This is a genomic window from Pantoea sp. OVA07A, assembly GCF_019969975.1.
Classification (GTDB): Bacteria; Pseudomonadota; Gammaproteobacteria; order Enterobacterales; family Enterobacteriaceae; genus Pantoea; species Pantoea agglomerans.
Genome location: NZ_JAHXYM010000001.1, coordinates 339,059 through 365,896, shown reverse-complemented (window position 1 = coordinate 365,896; position 26,838 = coordinate 339,059). Strand labels below are relative to the sequence as shown.

Sequence of the window (26,838 nt, the reverse complement as noted above, 5' to 3'; positions counted from 1 at the left end):
ATATGGGGCAGGTCATTTTTATCGAGCCAGGCGAAAGAGTGATAACTTCGCTGCAGCCAGATTTCAGATCTCTCTGACATCAATAACATGCCTGAGAAGCGCAAAACAATTTAGCTGGTAAGGAGTGTGCTTTACACAAAAAGAACCCCAGCAAGGATACTGGGGCTTGGTACTTGCAAACACCACGTCAATGATCGGCGTGCTGCGCGGCAAAATCTGTTGTGGTTCAGGCGACCCGAACGGTGCTCATCTGCATCACGCTTTTCATCGCCTCAACCACATCGCCGTCTACACAGTAGCGGCTGAACTCGTCAGTCTCGGCTTCTGAACACATGGAGACCCCCGCTTTGCGGTAGCGCATCGGCGACGCGACAAGGCGACTGGCCGAGCTGTGAACTTCCTCAATCCCCATGTCGAGAAACTTTTGCAGGTTGCTGAGACGTACCCCGGCACCCGCCATAATAATAGGACCGGTGCTGGCCTCATTTAGTTCCCTGAGTAATGCAATTCCGTTTTCAGCGCTCTGCTGCTGACCGGATGTCAGAATACGCGCCACTCCCAAATCCGTTAGTTCTTCCAGCGCACGCCTGGGGCTGTGACAGAGATCGAAGGCGCGATGAAAGGTTACGGCCAGGCCGTCACACAGCGCCATAATCTGCCGCATCTGACCATGATGAATGTGAGCATCTTCATCCAGCATCCCAATCACCAGGCCAGGAAAACCGAGTTCACGGATTAACGCCACATCCGATTTCATCGCTTCAAATTCGCGTGCGGTATAACAAAAATCGCCACCACGTGGCCGGACAATAGGATGAACCGGAATCGAAACTTCTTGCCGGGCGGCATTCAGCATCCCCGCTGATGGGGTCAGGCCGCCTTCACGCGGTGCGGCACAGAGTTCAACCCGATCGGCGCCCGCCTGTTGTGCGGTCACAGCGCAATCCACGCCATAGCAGCAAATTTCCAGTGTGGTCATTCTCTTCTCCTTTACATGACTCTGGTTCAAGGCAGATTCATCAGTTAGTCTGGCTGCTGGAATGAGTTTACCGGGAAAGTTAACTATGGCATTCAATTTCGACCAACGGATAGACCGTCGTCACAGCGATAGCCTTAAATGGAACAAATATGCGGACCAGGACATTCTGCCGTTGTGGGTGGCAGACACCGATTTCCGATCGCCTGACTGCGTCATCAATGCGATTAAAACCCGTGCCGAACATGGGATTTTTGGCTATGGCGACACGCCAGTTGAATTTATCGATAGTGCGATAGCCTGGCTCGCCTCGCGCTATCAGTGGCACGTTAATCCGGAATGGATTGTGGTTTTGCCGGGTGTCGTAAGCGGGCTGAATCTGGCAGTGCGCGCTTTCACCGCGCCTGACGAGCTGACGATTGCGCCAACACCCATCTATCCGCCGTTTCGCGGTGCAGCAAAACTGGCAGAGCGCGGTCAGATCACGCTGCCACTGACGCTGCAAGAGGGACGCTGGCTACTGGATCTGGCTGCGCCGCAAGGTCAGCTGGACGATAAAGCGCGGCTGTTAATGCTGTGCAACCCGCAGAATCCGGGCGGCACCGTCTACCGCCGCGAAGAACTGCAGGCGCAACTGGAATTGGCGCAGAAGCACGATTTGATTGTCTGTTCCGACGAGATCCACAGCGATCTGCTGCTGGAACCCGGCGTTAAGCACATACCCTTTGCTTCACTGAGCGAAGATGCAGCCCAGCGTAGCGTGACGCTGATGTCGCCCTCAAAGTCCTTTAATATTGCCGGTCTTGGGGCTTCCATCGCCATCATTCCCAATGCCGGGCTGCGCGCGCGCTTTAACCGGGTACGACGCGGCATTGTGCCAGATGTTGATATTCTGGCACTCACGGCAGCAGCAGCGGCATGGCGCGAGGGTGAGCCCTGGCTGAATGCGCAGAATGCCTATCTGCGCAGTAACCGTGACTGGCTGGTGTCGCAGGTCAATAAGATGACCGGCCTGTCACTCGCCTCGCCGGAAGCGACCTACCTGGCCTGGATCGACGCCAGCGCGCTGGGTGTGGCCAGTCCGGCGCTCTATTTTGAAAAGCACGGGCTGGGCTTAACCGCCGGACGTGAGTTTGGCAATGACCAGTTTGTCCGGCTCAATTTCGGCTGTACCCGCGCGCTGCTCGACGAAGCTGTTGCGCGCCTGAAGCGTGCGTTAGCCGCCCGCCTTTAGTTCTGTTCGCTGGCGACAATCTCCTCCAGTCGCCACGGATGGAACTTGATTGTCGTCTGCCCATCCGTTACCGCCAGGGTCGGATTGGGCAGGCGCTCATTCTCGCCCTGCGGTGAACTGGTTTTAAATGAAATACCCGGCTGCGTCAGCGCCTCATCTGACAGCAAGGCCATCGCGCGCACGCCCAGCGTCTGATGATCGCCCCGTAACACCACCTCAATATGCTCCCAGCCTTCATGGCGATAACGCTTTTCACCCGGCCATGGCAGTTCAACCACATCAATCTGCCTGCCTGCGACAATCAGCGGGTCATGGAGTTTAAACAGGCAAATCTGTCTGCCGTTGATCATCGCCGCCGAAAACTGCGTGCCAATCTGCTGCAAACCTTGCTGCCAGCGCATCGCCGTCGTGTCCTGATGGCAACGCACCGCGATATGGTCCACTTCCAGATCGGTAAGACGCAAACCGAGCCGCTGCGCAAAACTTTGCAACGATTCTTCAAAACGTCCTAAATCTGTCTTTAAATCATCCAATTCTGCCGGAAAAGTTCTCGTCACTACTCCAGTTCCTCTCAATTTGTTTAGCATTTATAACCCGCCTGGCTTTTGGCGCGCCGCATGCTGAGCATCACATAATGATAAGATTCATCTTATTTGGCCCGAAATTTAACGCTAATCCTTATAATAACATCTTTCATTTCGGATTTATCTCCTGTTTAGGACCATGAGTTCCTTGATGAAAGCATGTTAACTGTATGATTTATATCAACTTCTTTAATACAATAAGATAACTCTCATTTACCTGGCAAACAATTGCAGCCCACCCCGCCTTCCTATAAATTTGACCTAACACAACCAAAAGGAATGGCTCTATGTCTATGCTCATCGTTGTCGCTGTCCTGATCGCACTGATGGGATTTGCAATCTCCCGCCATTGGAAGGTGCGTGAAGATAAAAGCGTAAAGAACCCACGCCGTCATCTGCGACGTCGTTAATGCTTCAGGGAAACATCTTATTCAGCTCTGTTTCCCCGCTTCATCCAACTGCTGACGCCCACTGACATTTCACGTATACTTTTCCCCTCATTTTTTTCCGTTTTGTCTGCCCCATCCGTTTCTGCCTCTCCGTGACGCGATGCGCTCAGGCAAGATGATGACAGCCCGGCTTTCTGGTCCGGGCGTTGCTCAGCACATGAAGGTAACTCGGTGAATATTCAGGCACTTCTTTCCGCAAAAGTCAGTCAGGCAATGGTTTTAGCCGGCGCACCCGCCGATTGCGAACCCCAGGTTCGTCAATCCGCCCGGGTTCAGTTTGGAGACTATCAGGCCAACGGAATTATGGCCGTGGCGAAAAAGCTGGGACAGGCACCGCGACAATTAGCGGAAACGGTGATTCAGCACCTCGACCTGACCGGCATCGCCAGCAAAGTCGAAATTGCCGGGCCGGGCTTCATCAATATCTTCCTTGACCACAACTGGCTGGCCAGTCATGCCCGGGAAGCGCTGCGTCTGCCGCGCCTTGGCGTGCAGCTGGCCGAACCCCAGACTATCGTCGTCGACTACTCCGCGCCTAACGTTGCGAAAGAGATGCATGTGGGCCACGTCCGCTCCACCATCATTGGTGATGCGGCGGTGCGTACGCTGGAATTTCTCGGCCATAAAGTGATCCGAGCGAACCACGTTGGCGACTGGGGAACACAGTTCGGTATGCTGATCGCGTTCCTGGAAAAGCAGCAGAATGAAGATCATGCAGAGATGGCGCTGGCCGATCTCGAAGGCTTCTACCGTGAAGCCAAGCGCACTTATGATGAAGATCCTGAGTTTGCCGAGCGCGCACGCAGTTATGTGGTGAAATTACAGGGCGGCGATGACTATTGCCGCCAGATGTGGAAGAAGCTGGTCGACATCACCATGAGTCAGAACCAGAAAATCTATGACCGCATGAACGTCACGCTGACGCGCAATGATGTTATGGGTGAAAGTCTCTATAACGATATGCTGCCTGGTATCGTCTCCGATCTGAAACAGAAAGGCTTAGCGGTAGAGAGTGAAGGTGCGACCGTGGTGTTCCTGGATGAATTCCAGAACAAAGAGGGTGAACCGATGGGCGTCATCATCCAGAAAAAGGATGGCGGCTACCTCTACACCACCACCGATATCGCCTGTGCGAAATATCGTTACGAAACGCTGAAAGCCGATCGTGTGCTCTATTACATCGACTCACGTCAGCATCAGCATCTGGTTCAGGCCTGGACTATCGTCCGTAAAGCGGGTTATGTGCCGGAATCTGTTCCGCTGGAGCACCATGCATTCGGCATGATGCTGGGCAAAGATGGCCGTCCGTTCAAAACCCGCAGCGGCGGCACCATCAAGCTCTCCGATCTGCTGGATGAAGCCTATCAGCGTGCCTACACGCTGGTGCGTGAGAAGAACCCGGAGATGAGCGAAGCGGAAGTGAAAACGCTGGCGGAAGTGGTTGGCATCAGCGCGGTAAAATACGCCGACCTGTCAAAAAGCCGTACCACCGATTACATTTTCGACTGGGACAACATGCTGGCGTTCGAAGGCAATACCGCGCCTTACATGCAGTATGCCTATACCCGCGTTCTCTCCGTGTTCCGCAAGGCGGGCATTGATGCCGATTCGCTGGATGCGGAGATTGTGATCAGCGAAGAGCGTGAAGCGCAGCTGGCCACCCGTCTGCTGCAGTTCGAAGAGGTTATTACGCAGGTCGCTCGTGACGGCACGCCACACGTGATGTGTGCCTATCTCTACGATCTGGCTGGTCTGTTCTCCGGATTCTACGAGCACTGCCCGATTCTCACCGCAGAATCAGACACAACCCGTCTGAGCCGACTGCAGCTGGCCGCACTGACCGCGAAGACGCTGAAGCAGGGTCTGGATACGCTGGGCATCGACACCGTCGAGCGCATGTAATCTCTGAAACGGAGAGGGGTTTCCCTCTCCGTTGCTGAATTCGTATATCCGCTCTAATCCCCCAAATCTTCGCAGCAGGATGGTGTTATGTCTGTAGCCGCGCACCTCATCAGCAGCCACCTTCCCACGATAAAACAGTTGCAGTGCTTTCTGGCTGTTGCGCACGAGCTGAATTTTCGCCGGGCCGCAGAACGTCTCAGCATGACGCAACCTCCGCTGACCCGTCAGATTCAGAGTCTGGAAGATCTGCTGGGCCACTCGCTGTTCAGCCGCACGACCCATGAGGTAACGCTCACCGATTCTGGCCGTGCGCTGGTCGCGAAGGCGGAAGCGATCCTGACTGCGCTGAATGCCCTGAAGCAGGATGCGCAGCCCGCCGAGGCACGGCTACGCATCGGGCTGACCCGCACGCTGAACTTTGAACTGATTTCGCCACTTAACCGGCAGCTCGCCGCTTTTCATGCCAGCGAAGAGATGGAGATGCCCCGCCTGACCTCCCCTCAGCTTTTGCAAAGCCTGGGAAAAAACAGTCTGGATTTAATACTCACCGGAGAAAAGGGGTCGGATGCGGAAGACACCGTTCAGTACGCCTGGGTTTACCGTGAGCCGCTGCTGATTGCCATACCGTCGGCGCATCCTGCCAGTGTAGCGGAACGGGTCTCGCTGGAAGCGCTGGCCGATCTGCCGCTGTTCTGGTTTGCCCGCAGCGCCAATCCGCTGTTTTACGATAAATGCGAGCGCTACTTCGCCACGCTCAGCGTCTCGCTGAAACGGGTGAGAGAGCCGGACGATTCCCTGCTGATGCTGTCACACATCGCCAGAGGAAAAGGATTCGCCCTGATGCCGCAGTCAAAATGCACTTTTAATCAGGCAGGTCTCTGTTACCGCCCGCTGACAGAAGATGCGGCACAGCAGCTGGCGATAGATGTTTACGCGGCGATTCGCGCCGATGAAAAAAATGAGGCGGTTCTTAATGCGCTGAGAGAACTCTCTCATCCCGGGAATGCGATAAAGTCCGCATGATGCCGCGCCGCTAAAACAGAGCGAAGCACCACCACACTCTTCTTCCTTGTTAATCCCCGCTCAGCCTGTTGCTGAGAGCTTACTGTGTCGACACGCCGGATGGATGTCTGAAGCCCTTTCATTCGCCTGATACCTTTTTTGCATGACGGAAAGAGCAATTCATTGCTTTCACGCGGAGTGAAACAATCGCGTCTCACATACGAGGAGCGACAATGAAAAAGCGAACGTTAACTCAGGGTCTGGACGTCAGCGCAATCGGCTATGGCGCGATGGGGCTCAGCGAATTTTATGGTCAGACCGATGACCGTCATTCCCTGCAACTGCTCAATAAGCTGCGCGATCTGGATATCACCTTTATCGATACCGCCGATCTTTACGGGCGCGGTCACAACGAGCAGTTGATAGGTCAGTTTCTTGCCGGGCTCAATCGGGCCGAACGGCTGAAGTTCACCGTTGCCACCAAATGTGGTATTGAACGCCCTGCTGATGCGGCCTATGCCCGCACCATCAACAATCAGCCGGACTACATTACCCGCTGCTGCCATGCATCACTGAAACGGCTGGGCGTGGAGCGTATCGATCTCTTTTATCTGCACCGGATCAGTCCGGCGACACCGATTGAGGAGAGCATGCAGTGTCTCAGCCGTCTGGTGCAGGAGGGAAAGATTGCCCGGATTGGGCTGTGTGAAGCATCGGCTTCAACGCTGAATCGGGCGCAGGCGATCCATCCGCTGGCCGCGCTGCAGACGGAGTATTCACTCTGGACGCGTGACATCGAAGAGGAGATTCTCCCTATGGTGAAAAAGCTCAGTATCGGACTGGTGCCCTACTCGCCGCTGGGCAGAGGATTCCTGACGGGTAAATACCGTAAAAACAGCGATTTTGCCGAGGGTGATTTCCGCAAAAATAATGACCGTTTCCGGCAGGAAAATATCGATCACAATCTCCAGCTTCTTAACGCGGTGACGCCACTTGCTGAGAAATATCACGCCACCACCGGGCAGATTGCGCTGGCCTGGCTACTGGCACAGTATGAAAAAATTGTGCCGATACCAGGCACCAAACAGATCGCTTACCTTACTGAAAACGCGCAGGCCGCAGATATCGAGCTAGAAGAGGAAGATATCGCGATGCTGAACGCTGTGCATCAGCAGATTGAAGTTAAAGGCGGTCGCTACTCTGAGGAGGGAATGAAGGGGGTGAACGCCTGAATACAAACTACGCACTTGCGCACTGTGCATCGGTGCGTTAAATTGTCTTCAGTGTGATACAGGGAGGTAATGAGGTGGCAACGTTAAGGAATATTGAAAGTTTCAGGGATGACTGGCTTAAGGATTATTTTTTATATGGCAAATTTTCCAAAAGAATACCGTCAAGCCTCTCATCAGCGCTGGCGCGAAAGCTCGACATCATCAATGCGGCGATTAGCTATAAGGATTTAAATTCACCCCCAGGCAATCGTTATGAGGAACTAAACCCGCCTCTCAAGGGATATGCTTCAATCAGGGTCAATGAGCAATATCGGCTGATCTTTAAATGGATAGAAGGTAAGGCCGTTGACCTTTATCTGGATGCTCATAGCTATAAAACGCACAAGCGATGAAAACTGAGCCTGGCTGCATCAGGCGCTGTAAGACAGCATGTAACACATCAACCTCTGTCAGTAATAAAGAGAGCAAGACTATGAACCAGGCGACCCGCAAACCGACCACTGTCGGTGACGTATTACTTTACGAATATCTGGAGCCAACCGGCCTGAAGATTCTCGACTTAGCGGAGATGCTAAAAGTGCACCGCAACACCGTCAGCGCCCTGGTCAACAATAACCGGAAGCTGACGCCGGATATGGCTTTCAGGCTGGCTGCAGCCTTCGAAACCAGCGTTGAGTTCTGGCTTAATCTGCAAAACAGTGTCGATATCTGGGAAGTGATGCATGATGCCAGGGCACAGGAGGAGATCAGTCGCGTAACACCGTTGAAGGATTTTCTGGCGCAGAAAGAGAATCAGCTGGCGTGAAAAGCTTTATAACGCACTGGTCATGACGGGATTTGAAACGGGTCAATTATCTGTCAGCCGCTGGGTCAGGGTTAGCATCGGTTTACAGCCAGGGTCATCACGTAACAAGGGAGCCAGGAGGCGATCTCCGGCTCGCCTTCAGTCAATTCAGCAACGATATCCTTACTCGTAATTGACCATCACTTCACTGCTCACCACCCGTAATCCGGGTGGCAGCGCCCCGCTTCCGGCAAAACCAAACACCATGTGCAGGGTCTCACCGGCGCTCAGATGTGCCAGCCCGCGCGTGGTGCCGCTGGCCCCCTCCAGGGAAGTGCAGCGCTGTTCGCCGCACAAGCGCACCTGCAGGCCGGACGGGGCCGGTCTGCTCAGCTGATAACGCCAGTTAATAACGCTGACCTCCCCGCCAATGTCGGCGGGCGGCGTCAGCGGCTGCGCCCGTTGCCAGCTGCCGCGGTTCGCCAGCAGCGGCCCATTGGCCGTGGCACTCCAGGCACCACCGGCCGCCTGCGCCATCAGTGGCAGCATCACGAATGCCATCACCAGCCAGCGCATTATTTGCCTCCGATGGTGGCAGTCATACGGATCTGGCGGTTGTCGCTCAGCTCCAGATTAGAGAGCACCACCAGCTGGGGCAGATTGCGGCGCAGGAAGCGCGCCAGCAGCGCACGCAGCGGATGATTGACCAACAGCACCGGTGGCGCACCCAGCATCTCCTGACGCTGCAATGCCGCCTGTGCCTGACTTAACAGCCGATCGGCCAGACCCGGCTCCAGTCCGCCACCGCCCTGCAACGCCTGTAACAGCAGGCGCTCCAGCGTGGAATCGAGCCCGATAACCTGCACTTCGTCATTACCCGGGAACCACTGCTGAGTAATCGCACGGCCCAGCGCCACACGCACCACGCTGGTCAGCTCCTGCGGATCGCTCTGCACCGGCGCATGTTCCGCCAGCGTTTCGATAATGGTGCGCATATCGCGAATCGACACCCGCTCCACCAGCAGGTTCTGCAGCACCTTGTGCAGGGTGGTCAGCGAGATCACTCCCGGCACCAGATCTTCGGTCAGCTTCGGCATCTCCTGAGTCACACGATCCAGCAGCTGCTGCGCTTCCTGACGGCCAAACAGCTCGCTGGCGAACTGGCCAATCAGATGGTTAAGGTGGGTTGCCACCACGGTACTGGCTTCAACTACGGTAAAGCCCTGAATCTGTGCCTGCTCTTTCAGCGCGCTATCAATCCAGACCGCCGCCAGTCCAAAGGCGGGATCAACGGTCGCTTCGCCTGGCAGACTTCCGGCAGCCGTGCCCGGGTTAATCGCCATCCAGCGGCCAGGATAGGCATCACCGCTGCCAATCTCCACCCCTTTCATCAGGATGCGATAGCGTGCCGGTGGCAGCTCCATGTTGTCGCGGATATGCACTACCGGCGGCAGGAAACCGACATCCTGGGCGACTTTCTTACGGATACTGCGGATACGTCCCAGCAGCTCACCGTTTTGCTGATGATCGACCATCGGAATCAGGCGATAGCCCACTTCCATGCCCAGCGTATCTTCCAGCTGCACATCGGTCCACGACGCTTCGGTGGCGGCTGGCGTGTCCGCCGTTTTGGCGATGCCGCCCGTGACTTCCACTTTCTTCTTCGGCTGCATTTCGCGGCCGCGCAGCCACCAGGCCAGGCCCAGTAAGGCGGCGGTGAACAGCAGGAAGACGAAGTTCGGCATGCCAGGCACCAGACCCAGCAGACCAATCACGCCGGCGCTCAGCATCAGCACGCGCGGATCTTTGAACAGCTGGGTGACCATCTGTTCGCCGACATCCTGATCGGTGGCAACGCGCGTCACGATAACACCGGCTGCGGTAGAGATAACCAGCGCCGGGATCTGCGCGACCAGACCATCACCGATGGTCAGCAGGGTATAGGTCTCTGCGGCATGACCCACATCCATACCGTGCTGCACCACGCCCACCAGCAGGCCGCCGATGACGTTGATCACCATGATCATAATACCGGCGACGGCATCACCACGAACGAACTTACTGGCACCGTCCATCGAACCGTAGAAGTCCGCTTCCTGGGTCACTTCGGCACGGCGGCGTTTGGCGTCATCTTCACCGATCAGACCGGCGTTGAGGTCGGCATCGATCGCCATCTGCTTACCGGGCATCCCGTCCAGCACAAAGCGCGCGCCCACTTCGGCGATACGGCCAGCACCTTTGGTGATAACCATAAAGTTGATGATGACGAGGATGATAAACACCACGATACCGATGGCGAAGTTACCGCCCACCAGGAAGTGACCGAACGCTTCAACCACCTGTCCTGCCGCGGCGGCACCCGTATGCCCTTCCATCAGGATGATACGGGTTGAAGCCACGTTCAGCGCCAGACGCAGCAAGGTAGAGAACAGCAGAATGGTCGGGAACGCCGCAAACTCCAGGGTCCGCTGGGTGAACATCGCCACCAGCAGGATCATGATCGACAGCGCAATGTTAAAGGTGAACAGCAGATCGAGGATGAACGGCGGTAATGGCAGAACCATCATCGACAGGATCATCAGGATCAGTACCGGCCCGGCCAGCACCTGCCACTGCATATCTTTAAAGTTGCCCGGTAAACGTAGTTTTGCGGCCAGGTTATTAGCCATCGTTTTTGCTCTCTCCTGCAAAGTCCATCTCTGCCGGAACCGGCAGGTTTTTTGGTTTGGTTGGGATCAGGCCGCCTTCGCGCTTCCAGCGACGCGACTGCCAGACCCACGCCAGCACCTCGGCCACGGCGGCATAGAGCGCGCCGGGAATGTGCTGACCAATTTCAGTATGTCGGTATAACGCACGCGCCAGCGGCGGTGCTTCCAGAACCGGGATGCGGTGTTCGGCAGCCAGTTCACGAATTCTCAGGGCGATCTCACCTGCGCCTTTCGCCACCACTTTCGGCGCACTCATCTTTTTCTCGTTGTACTGCAGTGCCACCGAGTAGTGCGTCGGGTTGGTGACGATGACATCGGCTTTCGGCACATCCGCCATCATTCGGCGTCGCGCTGCGGCGCGCATCTGCTGCCGGATGCGCCCTTTAACGTGCGGGTCACCTTCCTGCTGCTTATGCTCGTCGCGGATCTCCTGCATCGACATTTTCAGCTTTTTAAAGTGGCTGTGCAGCTGCCAGAAGACGTCATACCCGACCATCGGGATCAGCCCCAGCATCACCAGCGAACAGCAGACTGCGATCATCTCCATGCCGTGAATCAGCGCGGTGACGGGCGCTTCGCTGATCAACCGCAGCATCTCGGGCCAGTGGCTCCAGATGTACCACCAGCCCACCGAGCCAACCAGAATAGTCTTGAGGATGCCTTTAAACAGTTCGGTCCAGGCCTGCGCCGCAAACATTCGCTTGAACCCAGCCATCGGGCTCATCTTCTTCAGGTCGAACTTGATCGATTTACCGCTGAAAACGATACCGCCCAGCAGCATGGGCGCGGCGATTGCCACCAGCACCAGACCGCCCATCAATGGCAGCAGCGCCATCAGTGCCTGCGTGATCAGGCTGCCGATGTGGCTGACGATAATTTTGTCATCTCTGACCATGCCGTGATCAAAACGGAGTCCGGTGGCGACCATCGCCGCCAGCCGGTGCGCCATCATGTTGCCGCCCATCCACAGGATCATGATGCCGGCCAGCAGCATCAGTACGGATGTGAGTTCGCGCGAACGCGGAATCTGGCCCTCTTCACGCGCTTTCTCAAGTCGGTGGGCCGTGGGCGATTCTGTTTTGTCTTCGTCGCTATCTTCAGCCACGACAAACCTCGGTTGGCAGGAATTCTGAGCATAGGATGCCAAATCTGGCTTAAGTTAAAGCGGAGATAAGATGAAGAAAACAGGCGTTCTTTCGGGGATGGGTCTGACAATGCGGAACGGGGCCACCCGAAGGTGACCCTGTTTATTATAACCTGCAGCTGTTTTGCCCGCCCGCAGGCGGACGAAACCTAGAACCCTAAGCTGTCCAGCAGGTCATCAACCTGATCCTGGTTCGCCACCACGCCCGGTGCATCGGCGTGAATCTGCGGCCCGTTCAGCAGGCTGGTGCCTTCCTGACGCTTCTCAGCGCTGACTTCTGGCATATTCTCCAGCAGCACCATTAACAGCTGGCGCTCAATTTCCTGGATCACATCCATCATGCGCTTGATCACCTGACCGGTCAGGTCCTGGAAATCCTGCGCCATCATGATTTCAAGCAGCTGCTTGTTGGTAAAGGCGGTATGCTCTGGCACGGCGGTGAGGAATGCGCGCGTATCCGTCACCAACTCCCGCGCATCACCCAGTTCAATCGGGTTCTCAAACCACTCATCCCAACGCCCTTTCAGCTGGGTTGCCCCGGCTTCCATCTTATCCTGATGGGGTTGTGCTGCTTCAACACAGTTCAACGCACGGTCGGCGGCCTGCGCCGTCATCTGCACAACATAATCCAGACGGTCGCGGGCATCAGGAATGGCTTCAGCCGCATCGGCTATGGCTTTATCCAGCCCCAGCTCGCGCAGGCTGTCGCGCAGCATGCGCGTCAGAGAGCCAATACGTGAAATGATGTCGTGTGCCGCGGCATCCTCAGTTGGTTTCGGAAAGTCGCTCATCACATCCCCTTACATGCCCAGTTTTTCGAAAATTTTACCCAGCTTTTCTTCCAGGGTTGCCGCAGTGAATGGCTTCACGACATATCCGCTGGCACCGGCCTGGGCGGCGGCGATAATGTTCTCTTTCTTCGCTTCCGCGGTCACCATCAACACCGGCAGCGAACTCATTGCCGCGTCGGCACGAATGGTCTGCAGCAGCTGCAGGCCATCCATGTTTGGCATGTTCCAGTCGGAAATCACGAAGTCGAAACCACCCGCTTTCAGTTTGCCGAGGGCGTCCACACCATCTTCCGCTTCTTCTACGTTATTGAAGCCCAGCTCTTTCAGCAGGTTACGCACAATACGACGCATCGTATTGAAGTCGTCTACTACCAAAAAGCGCATGTTTTTATCAGCCATATCTACTCCTGAGTTGTCTCGCCCGGCGGGACGGGCCTGTTAAATACGCAATGCCTGTCCGGCGCTAATTTTCGCCAGCATATGCTGGCTGATGTTGCTTAAATCCACGACTTCGCTCACGCCGCCTGTGGCAATGGCCTCACGCGGCATGCCAAATACCACACAGCTGGCTTCGTTCTGGGCAATAGTCCAGGCGCCTGCCCGATGCATTTCCAGCATCCCGGCGGCACCGTCGTTGCCCATGCCGGTGAGGATGACCCCCACCGCATTTCGTCCGGCGTAAGTTGCCACCGATTTAAACAGCACATCCACAGAGGGTTTGTGCCGGTTAACCGGTGGTCCTTCATTCAGTTTCACCACATAGTTGGCGCCACTTCGGGCCAGCTCCATGTGCATTGCGCCTGGCGCGATGTAGGCATGGCCTGGCAGAATACGCTCACCATCTTCAGCTTCCTTCACCGTGATCTGACACAACTTGTTCAGACGCTCGGCAAAAGAGCGGGTAAAGCCTGGCGGCATATGCTGGGTAATCAGCAGTGCCGGGCTGGTCGCCGGTAACGGCTGCAGCACATGGCGAATCGCCTCGGTACCCCCGGTTGAGGAGCCAATCGCAATCAGCTTCTCACTACTCAGCAGCGGGCCCGCTTTCAGCGTCGCCGGCACCGGCATCGCTGCACGGTTGTGCAGTCGGGCACGGGAAGCGGCACGAATTTTGTCGCCAATCATCTGGCTGTAAGACAGCATCCCTTCGCGGATACCGAGCTGTGGCTTGGTGACGAAATCCACCGCTCCCAGCTCCAGCGCGCGCAGGGTAATTTCAGAGCCTTTCCCGGTCAGCGATGAAACCATCACCACCGGCATTGGCCGTAACCGCATCAGTTTTTCCAGGAAATCGAGGCCATCCATGCGCGGCATTTCCACATCCAGCGTCAGCACCTGCGGATTGAACTGCTTAATCAAATCGCGGGCGACCAGCGGATCGGGCGCCGTAGCGACCATCTCCATATCCGGATGGCTGTTGATGATTTCAGTCATCAACTGCCGCATCAGCGCAGAGTCATCTACGCACATCACGGTGATTTTGCTCATCATCTTTCCTTCGTCAGTCCATAGACGGTTTGCCCGCGCAGCCAGAACTCTTTACTGATCTGACTGAAGTTTTCTGAGTGCCCGGCGAACAGAATGCCGCCCGGCTTCAGGAGCGGGACAAACCGACGCAGAATCTTCTCCTGCGTCTCTTTATCGAAATAGATCATCACGTTGCGACAGAAAATAGCGTCGAACTGACCCGGCAGCGCCCAGTCATTGGCCAGCAGGTTAAGCTGCGCGTAAGTGACCATATTGGTCAGCTCGGGACGCGCCCGCACCATACCGGCATGAGGACCGGTGCCGCGCAGGAAGTAGCGCTGCATTTGCGCGGGTGACAGCGTACGCAGCTCCTCCTGGCGATAAACACCCGCCACCGCTTTTTCCAGCACCTGGGTGTCGATATCGCTGGCATGAACCTGGAACTTGCCCGGTCCGGTGCCCAGCGCTTCCGCCAGCGTCATGGCGATGGAGTAAGGCTCTTCGCCGGTTGACGCTGCGGTACTCCAGACGCTGAAGTTGCCCTGTCGCTTACGTGCATGCTCCGCCAGAATCGGGAAGTGATGCGCTTCGCGGAAGAACGCGGTCAGGTTAGTGGTCAGGGCATTGATAAACGCCTGCCACTCGGCACTGTTCGGATCGGACTCCAGCAGCGCCAGGTAGCGACCGAAATCATCGATATTCAGCGTACGCAGGCGACGAACCAGACGGTTGTAAACCATCTCACGCTTGTGATCGGCCAGTACGATACCGGCACGCTGATAGATCAGCTGGCTGATACGACGAAAATGCGTATCGGAGAGCGGTAAACGCTGCACCATTTGCGACAGCAGCGTTGTCGTCTCATTTTGATCTAAAATTGTCGATTTTTTCATCTCTGCACCTGGCCCGAACTCAATACATTATTTGTCTGCTGCGATGCCCGGCGGCTCAATAGCGGCCGGGCCACGGGCGTTTAAAAGGTTTCCCAGTTGTCGTCGCTGCGGGTAGCAGGCGAACGACCAACGGCTAACGGTGCATCTGACTGGAGAGTTTTCATCGCCGTTGTCTTGTTAACGGCCTGAGCGACAAATTCTTTACCAATATTGAACACTGATACCGCTTGTTTTAAGTGACTTGCCTGATCTTCGAGCGCTGCAGCCGCTGCCGCTGACTCTTCGACCAGTGAGGCGTTCTGCTGGGTGACGCGATCCATCTCGGTCACGGCAAGGCCCACCTGGTCAATGCCACGGCTCTGCTCGTCTGACGCTGAGGCGATCTCACCCATGATGTCGGTGACGCGGGTGACCGCGCTGACGATGTTGCTCATGGTGTCACCGGCGCTCTCTACCAGCACCGAGCCGGTATTAACGCGGCTAACCGAATCTTCAATCAGACCTTTAATCTCTTTGGCGGCCTGGGCGCTGCGCTGCGCCAGGCTGCGCACTTCACCGGCAACGACCGCAAAACCGCGACCCTGTTCACCGGCACGCGCCGCTTCAACCGCCGCATTCAGCGCCAGGATGTTGGTCTGGAAGGCGATGCCATCAATCACACTGGTGATATCGGCAATCTTTTTGGAACTGCCCGCAATTTCTTTCATGGTGGTGACCACGCCATCCACCACTTTGCCGCCCTGCTGCGCGGTTTCAGAGGCGGTCAGCGCCAGCTTGGACGCCTGACGGGCGTTTTCGGCATTCTGCTTCACGGTCGCGGTGAGTTGCTCCATGCTGGCAGCGGTCTGCTCCAGCGAAGCGGCCTGCTGTTCGGTACGCGAAGAGAGATCGTTATTGCCGATGGAGATTTCGCTGGCACCGGTATAGATGGCATCAGAGCCGTCTCGTACGGTACGCACGGTACGGACCAGCTCCTGCTGCATGTGCTGCAGCGAAGTCAGTAACTCACCGATTTCGTTACGTACGCTAATCTCAACCGGCTGGGTCAAGTCGCCCCGTGCGATGTGCTGGATATGCTCAATACTCTGACGCAGCGGACGGATCAGCACCGAGCGCATCACGTTCCACACCAGGATAATCATCAGCAAGGTCACTGCCAGCGTGGCGATAACGATAGTGATGGAGCGGGTATACGCGTGCTGGTTAGCTTCCACACCCTGCTGAGACAGCGCTTTATTGTGCTCAAGCCACTCGCTGTAATCTTTCTGGAACTTGTCCTGGTAGCTCTGGGTCGGCTGATCCACAAAACCTTTGAAATTGCCGGCAGTGAAGAAGACCATCAGCTCCGCCAGCGCATCGTGATAGGCCTTGTAGTTCGCCTGTAACGCCCGGACGTTTTCGGCCGTTTTACCTTCTTCTGACAGGTTATCGTTGAATATCTGATAGCTGACTTCAGCCTGCTTCAGCTCCTCACCCGCCAGGGCGACCAGCTCTTTCACGCTGGCACCCGAGCCCGACATCTGTGCATCCTGCAGAAAACGGATACCGGCGCGGTTAAGGGTGTTGCGCGCCTGAACCAGCGAAACCCATGAGGTGCCCATCGCCTGTTGCAGAGTATTCAGGCGTTGGTTGTAGGCAAAATTCTCTTTATCTGAACTGACAGTTTTGAAAAACATTCCGCCGGAAAACAGCTGCAGCAGCGCAAACAGCGCCAGCACACACAGCAGGCCGGAGACGACTCGTACTCGACTAAACATAAACACCTCATTGGTTGGCGATTCGTGTGTATTTATCGGCGGAGACGGGGGGAACTTTATGCATGGCGACGGCTTTACGCCGCCGCCATGTTGAAAGAGGAAAAAATCAGGCGCGGGAAATTTTGAAAACGGAGACGGCCTGGGTCAGGACGCTGGCCTGCTGCTCCAGTGCGGCCGCAGCGGCGGCAGACTCCTCAACCAGCGAGGCGTTCTGCTGGGTCACGCGATCCATTTCGGTAACGGCCAGACCGACCTGCTCAATACCGCGGCTCTGCTCATCGGAAGCCGAGGCGATCTCACCCATGATGTCGGTAACGCGGGTCACGGCACCCACAATCTCATTCATGGTGCTGCCGGCGCTTTCAACCTGCAGTGAACCGCTGTTGACGCGTGACACCGAGTCTTCAATCAGGCCTTTAATCTCTTTGGCGGCCTGGGCGCTGCGCTGGGCCAGACTGCGCACTTCACCGGCCACCACCGCAAAACCGCGACCCTGTTCACCGGCACGTGCCGCTTCAACCGCCGCATTCAGCGCCAGGATATTAGTCTGGAAGGCGATGCCGTCGATCACGCTGATAATGTCCGCGATTTTCTTCGAGCTGCCGGCGATCTCTTTCATGGTTGTGACCACGCCATTCACCACTTTACCGCCCTGCTGCGCGGTTTCGGAGGCGGTCAGCGCCAGCTGGGATGCCTGACGGGCGTTGTCAGCATTCTGCTTCACCGTGGCAGTGAGCTGCTCCATGCTGGCGGCGGTCTGCTCCAGCGAAGCGGCCTGCTCTTCGGTGCGGGCCGACAGGTCGTTGTTACCGGCGGCGATTTCGCTGGCACCGGTAAAGATGGCATCAGAGCCGTCACGCACATTCCCCACCGTCATCACCAGCGACTGCTGCATCTCATGGATGCCTGCTGCCAGCTGGCTCATCTCATTACGCCCCTCAACCACAATCGGCTGGGTCAAATCGCCGGAGGCAATAGCGCGAATCTGTGCCAGCAGCTGTTGCAGCGGCTGAATCAGCACCTGACGCAGGCCAAACCAGCAGGTAATAATCACCGCAAGCACCGCAACACCAATCGCGGCCAGCAGCCACATCATCTGTTTAAAGGCTTTCTGGTTCTGCGCCATTCCCTGATCGGAAAGCTCAGTCTGACGCGCACGCCATTTGTTGTAACTCTCCTGCATCGCGACCTGTTTCTGCTCAATGTTCTGTTTAAACATCCCTTCCAGGTCACGCGCCTGCAGACTTTTTACCATCGCCTTCAGGCCGTTTTCGTAGTTAGCGTAATCGGCTTCAAGCGTGTCGCCCATGGTTTCGTCAAGACCTGACGTGGTTGGCAGATGGTAATAGATTTTAAAGTGGCGATCGGCTTCCGCTAACTGGGTATTGGCTTTGTTGATCAGCTCATCAAGCTGACCACCGTTCATCTGCGAGGCCATGCTGGTCTGTAAGCGCAGCATGCCGCGGTTCAGCGTGGTACGGCTGTTGTTCAGTGAAATATAGGCGTCAGTCATCTCGGTGACATTGCGATTAGAGACCTGCGACAGCGCAAAGGACTCTTTGTCTTTATTGAGGGCTGACCAGAAAAGGCTGCCAGCGACAAGCTGGAGCGCGCCGAAGATGACCAGGACTGCGATTAAACTGGTCACCACTTTTATTTTTTTTAACATCTTGTTCCCCTGCAGGTTAATTTAGGTGCAGCGGCTATATCGGCGATGTAACAGGATTAATTAACGCTATTCAGCGCTTTCAGGAGAGAAGTGGCTTTTGTAATTATTTTTATCAGCATGAGCTGCTGAGTTTGGCTTTACGCAGAGGAATCGCGAGGGGTTGCTGCGCATCCCGCAGGATGCGCAGCATGACATCAGAAGGTTTCCCAGTGAGTATCACTGACCGGTGCCGTCAGGGCTTTGCGTGGTGCCAGCGCCGCCGTAGCGGGTGCGGCAATCGGCAGATGCTTTGTCAGCGTCTGCTGCAATGCGCCGCGTTTAATTTTGAAGACCGACACTGACTGACTTAACCGGCTGGCCTGATCTTCCAGCGAGGCGGCTGCGGCAGCGGACTCTTCCACCAGCGAGGCGTTCTGCTGGGTAACGCGATCCATCTCAGTGACCGCCTGCCCGACCTGATCGATACCGCGACTCTGCTCGTCCGACGCCGAGGCGATTTCACCCATGATGTCGGTGACGCGCGTAACCGCACTGACGATATCGCTCATGGTTTCCCCGGCGGTGCCGACCAGTTGCGAACCGACATTGACCCGGTTCACTGAGTCATCGATCAACCCTTTGATCTCTTTTGCCGCCTGGGCGCTGCGCTGGGCCAGATTACGCACCTCGCCCGCGACCACGGCAAAACCGCGACCCTGCTCGCCGGCACGCGCCGCTTCAACGGCGGCGTTAAGCGCCAGAATATTAGTCTGGAAAGCAATGCCATCAATCACGCTGGTGATATCGGCAATCTTCTTCGAGCTGCTGGCGATTTCGCTCATGGTTTTCACGACACCCGCCACCACGTTGCCGCCTTTTTCTGCGGTTTCTGAGGCGCTGAGTGCCAGCTGTGACGCCTGGCGGGCGTTTTCGGCGTTCTGTTTCACCGTGGCAGTGAGCTGCTCCATGCTGGCCGCCGTCTGCTCCAGTGACGCAGCCTGCTGTTCTGTGCGGGCAGAAAGATCATTGTTTCCGGCAGAGATCTCGCTGGCACCGGTGAAAATCGCATCCGAGCCGTCACGCACATTGGTCACCGTGCGCACCAGTGACTGCTGCATGTCATGCAGACTGGCCGCGAGCTGAGTCATCTCATTGCGCCCTTCCACCACAATCGGCTGGGTTAAATCGCCCTGGGCGATATGCTGAATGTGATTAATGCTGCTGTTGAGGGGTGTCATCACGATTTTGCGCAGTCCAAACCAGCAGAGCACGATCACGGCGACCACGACGGCCATGATGGTGGAGAGGATCCACATCATACGGCTGTAAGCAGAACTGTTCTCTTCAACACCAAGCGTAGTCAGGCGATTCTGATCGGCTCGCCATTCACGGTAAACCGTCAGAAACGCACTCTGGCTTGGCGCCACCGGGGCTTTACCGGCCGCAATCAGATCGTTTGCCTGTAGCGCGGTCTGCAACTGATCCAGCGCAGCGCCATAGTCGCTGTAGCGCTGCTCCAGCTGGTTGTTTAACTCACTATTTTGTCCCGGCGTATCGGGTGTCTCTTTAAAGACTTTGAAAAAACCGGCGGCCGCCTGCTGAAAGTTTTTGCTGTCGTCAAACAGCGTGGCGACATCGGCCGTTTTGCCTTCCAGCTTACTGGTGGCGAAACGCAGCTGAATACGGGTCAGCAGCACCCGGCTCTGGTTAAGACTCATATAGGCGTCGTTGAGCGACTGCGTATTTTGCATCGCCAGCTGCGACACGGCGAAGCTTTGCTTGTCGTGGCTTAATGCGGAGTAGAAAACAGAACCGGAGAAGGCCTGTAACAGCCCAAACACCAGCAACACCAGTAACAGGCTGGTGACAACACGGATTTTCGTTAACATGAGTAACCCTGAAGAAAGTAGGTAATTAAAGTGACTGAGGGATTATCGGCAGGTGACAGCGGGAAATTAGAGTGCAATGCGGCTTTATTCTATGAATAGAAAGGAATTATCGCTCAGTGAAACTATCACGGGCCAGCCATAACCGGCCCGTGATGATTCAATTACGCGCTACGCAGGTTATCCACCAGCGCCATCTCGTCGCTGCTCAGCAGCTTCTCAATGTCGACCAGAATCAGCATGCGATCGCCCAGCGCACCCAGACCGGTCAGGTACTCGGTGGACATGGTCACAGCGAACTCTGGTGAAGGACGGATCTGATCCTGGGTCAGCGACAGCACATCAGAGACGCCGTCAACCACGATACCGACCACGCGATTTTCCAGATTCAGCACGATAACCACGGTGTTTTCATTGTACTCAACATCGGGTTGCGCAAACTTCACGCGCAGATCGATAATCGGCACGATAACGCCGCGCAGGTTAGTGACGCCGCGGATAAATTCAGGGGTATTTGCGATACGCGTTACCTGATCGTAACCGCGAATTTCCTGAACTTTGAGGATATCGATGCCGTACTCTTCGTCGCCCAGCGTGAAGACCAGAAACTCCTGACCCACAGTTTCGCCAGCGATTTTTGTCACGGTTGCCATTCCATTCATGTTATTTACCCTTTCGTTATCAATCAGGCGGCAGCGCCAGCCACACGTTTTTCACGGTTAAGTGATTGCAGTGCTGAAACATCAACAATCAGCGCCACGCTACCATCGCCAAGAATGGTGGCGGCGGAGATGCCCGGCACTTTGCGATAGTTACTTTCCAGGTTCTTCACCACCACCTGATGCTGGCCAATCAGCTGATCGACCAGTAGCGCGTAACGTTTGCCCGCGCTTTGCAGGATCACCACGATGCCCTGAGTGGCCTCGGTTTTGGCATCCTGCACATCAAAGACGTTCCACAGCTCGACCAGTGGCAGATATTCGCCACGCACTTCCAGCACGCACTCGCCACCGGCCAGCGGTTTCAGCTCTTCGGCGCGCGGTTGCAGCGACTCCATCACCGCATTCAGCGGCAGAATAAAGACTTCATCGGCCACACGAACGGACATCCCATCAAGGATGGCCAGGGTCAGCGGCAGCAGGATACGAATGGTGGTGCCTTTGCCCTGCTTCGAGGCGATCTCGACGTGACCGCCCATCTCCTGAATATTTCGTTTCACCACGTCCATACCGACGCCGCGTCCTGAAACATCCGTCACCTGCTCTGCGGTGGAGAAGCCCGGTGCGAAGATCAGCATGCCGACCTCTTCGTCGCTCATGTTCTCGTGAACCGGCAGGCCCGATGAGAGGGCTTTAGCCAGAATACGTTCACGGTTCAGACCGGCACCATCATCAGACACTTCAATGCAGATGTTGCCGCCCTGATGTTCCGCTGAAAGCGTCAGGTTACCGGTTGCCACTTTACCGGCCACCAGACGTTTCTCTGGCGTTTCGATACCGTGGTCAAGGCTGTTACGCACCAGGTGCGTTAATGGATCGATGATGCGCTCAATCAGGCTCTTATCGAGTTCGGTTGAGCTGCCCAGCAGCGTCAGTTCGACCTCTTTGCCGAGTTTGCTGGCCAGGTCACGCACCAGACGCGGGAAGCGGCTGAAGACATATTCCATTGGCATCATACGAATCGACATCACCGATTCCTGCAGATCGCGGGCGTTACGCTCCAGCTGACCCATGCTGTTCAGCAGGTCACCGTGCGCGACCGGATCGAGTTCGCCGGAACGCTGAGCGAGCATTGACTGGGTAATCACCAGTTCGCCCACCAGGTTGATCAGCTGATCGACCTTCTCCACCGCAACACGGATGCTGGTGGATTCGCTCGATTTGGCAGGTGCCGCGACGCGCTTACTTTCACGCTTCACTGCGGCCACCGGCAGTTCGGTGACGGTGGCGGTGTGAACGTCTTCCACCACCGGTTCGGCCTCGGCTGCAACAGCAGCTGGCGCGGCAACGGCTTCGTCTGCTGCCGGGAAGCGGATCTGTGCTTCGTCGATGACGAAGCAGAGCACCGCCACGATGTCATCTTTACCGACGCCATCAATGCAGACATCCAGCGTGGTGCTGCCTTTCTGTACGTTGGTCAGGGTGCCGAGATTACTCATCTCTTCCAGCATCAGATCGACCTCTTTCTCTTTGAGATCGATCAGCTGTACACGCAGGCCGCTGGTGCTGGCCGGTTCTGCGCTGGCAGTGGCAACACTGGCCGGAACATCAACCGGCAGACCTTTGGCCTCTAGCGCCAGCTGGCGCAGCGCTTCACAGATATATTTGAAGCTCTCCGCGTTAGGCTCCTGCGCGGTTTTATAAGCATCGAGCTGTTCCTGCATAATATCTTTGGTTTCCAAAAACAGGTTGATGATGTCGGTGCTGAGCTGCATCTCGCCGCGACGAGCACCATCCAGAATGTTTTCCAGGATATGAGTCGTTTCCTGTAATACCGTAAAACCAAAGGTTCCGGCCCCACCCTTAATGGAGTGAGCGGCACGGAAGATGGCGTTAAGCTGTTCCGAATCTGGCTCCTGCGGGTCTAAGCCCAACAGGTGTTGTTCCATATCCGCTAATAGCTCATCGGCTTCATCAAAAAACGTCTGGTAAAAATCGCTGATGTCCATACTCACGGGAATCACCTCGGCTGTGAGGGGGCTGCTGTATTCACCGCGCCGCCTGGTGTTGCAGGTGCGGTAATCTGTTCAATGGCCGCCGGATCGCTGATCTGGACGGCATCACTTTCTGCGTTCTCTTTTTCTATTGCCGCTTCGGTGTCGTGGTTCAACACCAGCAGGCTGATGCGGCGGTTAACGGCGTCATTACCGCCACGATTTTTCAGGCGCATGGTGTCGGCCATACCCAACACCCGTAAAATTTTTCCGCTGTCTAAGCCGCCCATCACCAGTTCACGGCGTGAGGCGTTAGCACGGTCTGTCGACAGTTCCCAGTTGCTGTAGCCTTTGTCACCGCTGGCATACTGAAAATCATCGGTATGTCCGGCCAGGCTGATGCGGTTCGGAATGTCGTTAAGGACTGGCGCTATCGCACGCAGAATATCGCGCATATAGGGCTCAACCTCGGCCCGACCGGTCTTAAACATCGGGCGATTCTGGCTGTCGATAATCTGAATACGCAGCCCCTCTTCCACCATGTTGATGATCAGATGCGGGCGCAGCGCTTTCAGACGCGGATCCGCTTCAATCAGCTGGTCGAGCTTTTCACGCAGCCGGTTAAGACGAATCTCATCCAGCTTGCGTTTCTGGGCGTCCATATCGACGACTTTGTTCACTTCGCCAATCTTTTTGGTCGGATCATCACCGCCGCCGGGGATCGGGCTCTCGCTGTCGCTGCTGCGCGCCCCGCCGGTAATCGCTACCTTCAGCGGTGTTTTGAAGTAGTCTGCTATCTGCACCAGCTCCTGCGGGTTGGCAATTGAGAGCAGCCACATCACCATAAAAAAGGCCATCATCGCCGTCATAAAGTCGGCGTAGGCAATCTTCCACGATCCGTGGCTGCCTTCATGGCCTTTATGTTTGCGCTTTTTGATCAGCACAATTGGGCGATTGCCGTGTTTCATGAAGCCTCGTCTGAAGTCTGTTTAGCCGGGTTCTTGGCGTTACGTACGTGCTCTTCCAGTTCGCTGAACGACGGACGCTCGGCGGAATAGAGCGTCTTACGACCAAATTCCACCGCAATCTGCGGCGCGTAACCATTCAGGCTCGACAGCAATGTCACCTTAATGCACTGCATCATCTTGGTGGTTTCCGCACACTTCTGACGCAGCACTGACGAGAGTGGAGAGACAAACCCGTAGGCCAGCAGGATGCCCAGGAAGGTGCCCACCATCGCATGCGCGACCAGCGCACCGAGTTCAGCGGCTGGACGATCGGCCGAAGCCAGTGCATGGACCACGCCCATTACCGCGGCGACGATACCGAATGCCGGAAGACCATCACCCACTGCAGCAATACTTTGCGCTGGTACGTCACACTCGTGTTCGTAGGTCTCAATCTCTTCATCCATCAACGCTTCGATTTCAAAAGCGTTCATGTTGCCGCTCACCATCAGGCGTAAATAGTCAGTAATAAAATCCACTAACTGTTTATCGGCAAGAATGCGGGGATAATTAGCAAAAATTTCACTCTGGCTGGGATCTTCAATATCGCGTTCCAGCGATAACATACCCTGCTGACGCGACTTCGCCATCAGGCGATAAAGCAGCGCCATCAAATCCATGTAAACCGCTTTGTTGTACTTGGAGCCGCGAAATAACTTAGGCAGCGCCTTCAGCGTTTTTTTAATCGACTTACCGTTGTTGCCGACTAAAAAAGCACCGGCACCGGCACCGCCGATCATTAATAATTCGGCTGGCTGATAAAGCGCGCCCAGATGGCCACCTACCAGCGCATATCCGCCCAACACGGAGCCTAAAACAATCAGGTAACCTATAATTATCAGCACAAAAAAATCCTTACGTCCGTAACGTGTTGGTGGAAGTTAAGCCAGAGAGCCGCAGATGTTATTCCTGAACCGCAAGCAAAAAAAAAGCAGCGGTATTAACCGCTGCTGGATGGCTTCCACAGTGCGAACAAACTTAAACGGCGTGTTTAACCTGTTCATCCAGCAGTTGTGGAAACATATCGGCAGGTTCTGCAGAAAGTTTACGTCTTTTTACTGCCCGTGATGGTGGCTGGCACAGGCTGCAGGTAAAGCTGCCAACCGGCTGATGCGCATGATTAATAAAGCTGCCGTTGCAGCTTTTACAATCTGCCAGTTCCAGCATACCGCTATCAACGAATCGGACCAGGGTCCAGGCACGAGTCAGCGCCAACAGCGGGCCCTCGTCCGATTGAGGACACTGTTCAAGATACAGGCGGTAAGCTTTAATCACGGCATCGACGCCGCTGCACAACCCGGTTTTCAGCAAAAACTTCCAGGCGTTACAGAACATAGAAGCATGAATGTTCTGCTCCCACGTCATAAACCAGTCCGTAGAGAACGGCAGCATACCTTTCGGTGGCGGACTGCCACGTAATTCTTTATAGAGCTTGATGAGACGACCGCGGCTCAGCTGGGTTTCGCTCTCAAGCATCTGCAAGCGGGCACCTAATGTAATGAGCTCCATCGCGAGATGAATATCACGTGCTTCCTGAACAATACTTTTCTCACTCATGACATTGCTCTCTTTTTAGCAGGTGCATCATCTTTAGACGCATTACGCAGTAAACGGCTCGATAATAAAATGCCGGTGTGGATTTGTTGTAAATCATCCACGCGTGATTCCTGCGTCAGGCGATTAATGGTGCTGCTATCGGTAAAACGAAACTGGCAAACCAGTTGATTGGTTTCCGCCATTTTTACCATCTCAGGCAATGTTAATTCAGATAATGCATTCGCCATTTTCTCGTCAATTCCGAGGCGAAACATTGCAGAAGCTTTATCCTGGTTAATTAAACGCTGCGCAAGCAGTAAATAAGACAAGTTGAGATCGTAAATATGTTTCAGTACTTCAGAGGTGCCCATTATTTTTCCATCCTGAGAGATGCGACGTAACTGTATCGCAGAATAAATCTGCGGTTCGAGCTGCTGTTTGTTAAATCAAAAGATGGCAAAAAAAACTTTACGTAACGTTAATGTCACCGTTTTCGCCTTCCATTTTTGTGTGGGTTTCAGACCCACCGAAGGTCGAAAATCCATGCCATTTTATTTTCGAGTTCTGGACATCTTCCGTGACGTCTTCTTACATTTTTTAGGACTATTCCGAAAACAACGCAAATCTATATCGTCTGATTTCGACATACAACGACAGTGATGTGAAATTTTAGATAAAGTGTGACGCAGATCACACTTTTAACGCAAATTTCTTCAGCAACCCTTTACCATTACTTACCGACTGGTCATTTTTTGAGCAAAAAAGCCCGATTTTAAGTCCAATTGGTCCTGAGAAAGGTTTAATAGGGGGTAAAAGCATCGCTATTCGACGCTTTGCGCAGTCCGGAATGAATATCGGGTGTTAATCGTTTTAACACCCTATTTAGAACCACCCAAAGAAAGGTTATCAGCATATTATGCTGCTGCGACCTTCAGGTATTTGCTTTTAAATTAGTTACTTAAGGGGAGTATCGCAGAGGGTGAGTAATGAAATCGTTAAGGTTTATACGGCAGCAGGTCAGATTTCTGGCAACCTGACGTTAACAGTGGTGGCGGGGTGTACAGACTCTGATTCCCACTGTAACAAGGGGTTATATAAGAAAGTCGAATGAATTAACGAAGGGTTATGCGTTGGCACTATCACTATCGGCAGCCTGAAGAGAAACTTGAGTAAAGAAGGTAAAGA

25 protein-coding genes are annotated in these 26,838 nt (G+C 55.2%); 7 read left to right on the top strand and 18 right to left on the bottom strand.

All coding sequences use genetic code 11. The annotated features are described in order from the left end of the window. Nucleotides 1–226: 226 nt before the first annotated feature. Nucleotides 227–979: a copper homeostasis protein CutC gene (gene cutC, locus LC417_RS01640; RefSeq protein ID WP_187484297.1), complete on the bottom strand. Its 753-nt coding sequence runs from the start codon at nt 977–979 to the stop codon at nt 227–229. 85 nt (nt 980–1,064) lie between these two features. On the opposite strand from cutC, the gene LC417_RS01635 reads away from it, so the two are divergent. After that, nucleotides 1,065–2,210 (top strand): MalY/PatB family protein, encoded by a 1,146-nt coding sequence (locus LC417_RS01635; RefSeq protein WP_223565377.1) that lies wholly within the window; start codon nt 1,065–1,067, stop codon nt 2,208–2,210. Here LC417_RS01635 and LC417_RS01630 read toward each other — a convergent pair. Next, nucleotides 2,207–2,767 (bottom strand): VOC family protein, encoded by a 561-nt coding sequence (locus LC417_RS01630; protein ID WP_061703859.1) that lies wholly within the window; start codon nt 2,765–2,767, stop codon nt 2,207–2,209. The genes LC417_RS01635 and LC417_RS01630 overlap by 4 nt on opposite strands. A 314-nt stretch (nt 2,768–3,081) precedes the next feature. Between LC417_RS01630 and LC417_RS22390 the strand changes: the two genes are divergently transcribed. From LC417_RS22390 to LC417_RS01605, 6 genes are all read left to right on the top strand, one after another. After that, nucleotides 3,082–3,204 carry a hypothetical protein gene (locus LC417_RS22390; protein ID WP_009089698.1) on the top strand — a complete coding sequence of 41 codons (123 nt, stop codon included), beginning with the start codon at nt 3,082–3,084 and terminating at the stop codon, nt 3,202–3,204. Between the two features lie 210 nt (nt 3,205–3,414). Next, nucleotides 3,415–5,145, top strand: a complete 1,731-nt coding sequence (argS, locus tag LC417_RS01625; RefSeq protein ID WP_010258588.1) for an arginine--tRNA ligase — start codon at nt 3,415–3,417, stop codon at nt 5,143–5,145. Nucleotides 5,146–5,232: 87 nt separating this feature from the next. Continuing rightward, nucleotides 5,233–6,168, top strand: a complete 936-nt coding sequence (locus tag LC417_RS01620) for a LysR family transcriptional regulator (protein WP_223565376.1) — start codon at nt 5,233–5,235, stop codon at nt 6,166–6,168. 212 nt (nt 6,169–6,380) lie between these two features. Beyond that, the gene (locus tag LC417_RS01615; RefSeq protein ID WP_061703857.1) at nt 6,381–7,379 is read left to right on the top strand and encodes an aldo/keto reductase; all 999 of its coding nucleotides are present in this window, start codon (nt 6,381–6,383) and stop codon (nt 7,377–7,379) included. A gap of 74 nt (nt 7,380–7,453) precedes the next feature. Continuing rightward, on the top strand, nt 7,454–7,771 hold the full coding sequence (locus tag LC417_RS01610; protein ID WP_050679618.1) for a type II toxin-antitoxin system RelE/ParE family toxin: 318 nt from the start codon (nt 7,454–7,456) through the stop codon (nt 7,769–7,771). Between the two features lie 80 nt (nt 7,772–7,851). Next, on the top strand, nt 7,852–8,184 hold the full coding sequence (locus tag LC417_RS01605; RefSeq protein ID WP_039391120.1) for a HigA family addiction module antitoxin: 333 nt from the start codon (nt 7,852–7,854) through the stop codon (nt 8,182–8,184). A gap of 162 nt (nt 8,185–8,346) precedes the next feature. Here the strand turns inward: LC417_RS01605 and LC417_RS01600 are convergent, their stop codons facing one another. From LC417_RS01600 to flhD, 16 genes are all read right to left on the bottom strand, one after another. Beyond that, nucleotides 8,347–8,739: a flagellar protein FlhE gene (locus LC417_RS01600; protein ID WP_050679619.1), complete on the bottom strand. Its 393-nt coding sequence runs from the start codon at nt 8,737–8,739 to the stop codon at nt 8,347–8,349. Continuing rightward, nucleotides 8,739–10,832, bottom strand: a complete 2,094-nt coding sequence (gene flhA, locus LC417_RS01595) for a flagellar biosynthesis protein FlhA (protein ID WP_010258569.1) — start codon at nt 10,830–10,832, stop codon at nt 8,739–8,741. The genes LC417_RS01600 and flhA overlap by 1 nt, the downstream gene beginning before the upstream one ends. Further along, on the bottom strand, nt 10,825–11,976 hold the full coding sequence (flhB, locus tag LC417_RS01590) for a flagellar biosynthesis protein FlhB (RefSeq protein WP_010258565.1): 1,152 nt from the start codon (nt 11,974–11,976) through the stop codon (nt 10,825–10,827). Before flhB ends, flhA begins: the two co-directional genes overlap by 8 nt. A 188-nt stretch (nt 11,977–12,164) precedes the next feature. Next, the gene (cheZ, locus tag LC417_RS01585) at nt 12,165–12,806 is read right to left on the bottom strand and encodes a protein phosphatase CheZ (RefSeq protein ID WP_003849160.1); all 642 of its coding nucleotides are present in this window, start codon (nt 12,804–12,806) and stop codon (nt 12,165–12,167) included. A gap of 9 nt (nt 12,807–12,815) precedes the next feature. Then, on the bottom strand, nt 12,816–13,205 hold the full coding sequence (gene cheY, locus LC417_RS01580; RefSeq protein ID WP_010258559.1) for a chemotaxis response regulator CheY: 390 nt from the start codon (nt 13,203–13,205) through the stop codon (nt 12,816–12,818). Between the two features lie 39 nt (nt 13,206–13,244). Beyond that, entirely contained in the window at nt 13,245–14,294 is a 1,050-nt protein-coding gene (locus LC417_RS01575) for a chemotaxis response regulator protein-glutamate methylesterase (protein WP_010258555.1), read from the bottom strand. Then, nucleotides 14,294–15,166: a protein-glutamate O-methyltransferase CheR gene (cheR, locus tag LC417_RS01570; RefSeq protein WP_010258551.1), complete on the bottom strand. Its 873-nt coding sequence runs from the start codon at nt 15,164–15,166 to the stop codon at nt 14,294–14,296. Before cheR ends, LC417_RS01575 begins: the two co-directional genes overlap by 1 nt. A gap of 80 nt (nt 15,167–15,246) precedes the next feature. Next, complete coding sequence (locus tag LC417_RS01565; RefSeq protein ID WP_010258548.1) at nt 15,247–16,923, bottom strand: methyl-accepting chemotaxis protein; 1,677 nt, start codon at nt 16,921–16,923, stop codon at nt 15,247–15,249. A 106-nt stretch (nt 16,924–17,029) separates the two neighbouring features. Further along, nucleotides 17,030–18,592, bottom strand: coding sequence for a methyl-accepting chemotaxis protein (locus LC417_RS01560; RefSeq protein WP_022625501.1), 1,563 nt, complete (start codon nt 18,590–18,592; stop codon nt 17,030–17,032). Between the two features lie 194 nt (nt 18,593–18,786). Next, the gene (locus LC417_RS01555; RefSeq protein WP_033757951.1) at nt 18,787–20,460 is read right to left on the bottom strand and encodes a methyl-accepting chemotaxis protein; all 1,674 of its coding nucleotides are present in this window, start codon (nt 20,458–20,460) and stop codon (nt 18,787–18,789) included. A 161-nt stretch (nt 20,461–20,621) separates the two neighbouring features. Next, complete coding sequence (gene cheW / locus LC417_RS01550; protein ID WP_010258541.1) at nt 20,622–21,119, bottom strand: chemotaxis protein CheW; 498 nt, start codon at nt 21,117–21,119, stop codon at nt 20,622–20,624. A gap of 23 nt (nt 21,120–21,142) precedes the next feature. Beyond that, nucleotides 21,143–23,125, bottom strand: a complete 1,983-nt coding sequence (gene cheA / locus LC417_RS01545) for a chemotaxis protein CheA (RefSeq protein ID WP_022625500.1) — start codon at nt 23,123–23,125, stop codon at nt 21,143–21,145. Between the two features lie 11 nt (nt 23,126–23,136). Beyond that, nucleotides 23,137–24,078, bottom strand: a complete 942-nt coding sequence (gene motB, locus LC417_RS01540) for a flagellar motor protein MotB (protein WP_010258536.1) — start codon at nt 24,076–24,078, stop codon at nt 23,137–23,139. Beyond that, entirely contained in the window at nt 24,075–24,962 is an 888-nt protein-coding gene (motA, locus tag LC417_RS01535) for a flagellar motor stator protein MotA (protein WP_003849139.1), read from the bottom strand. The genes motB and motA overlap by 4 nt, the downstream gene beginning before the upstream one ends. Before the next feature lie 133 nt (nt 24,963–25,095). After that, a complete protein-coding gene (gene flhC / locus LC417_RS01530; protein ID WP_010258532.1) occupies nt 25,096–25,674 on the bottom strand; it encodes a flagellar transcriptional regulator FlhC in 579 nt (192 codons plus the stop codon). After that, the gene (gene flhD / locus LC417_RS01525; protein WP_010258528.1) at nt 25,671–26,024 is read right to left on the bottom strand and encodes a flagellar transcriptional regulator FlhD; all 354 of its coding nucleotides are present in this window, start codon (nt 26,022–26,024) and stop codon (nt 25,671–25,673) included. Before flhD ends, flhC begins: the two co-directional genes overlap by 4 nt. Nucleotides 26,025–26,838 lie beyond the last annotated feature (814 nt).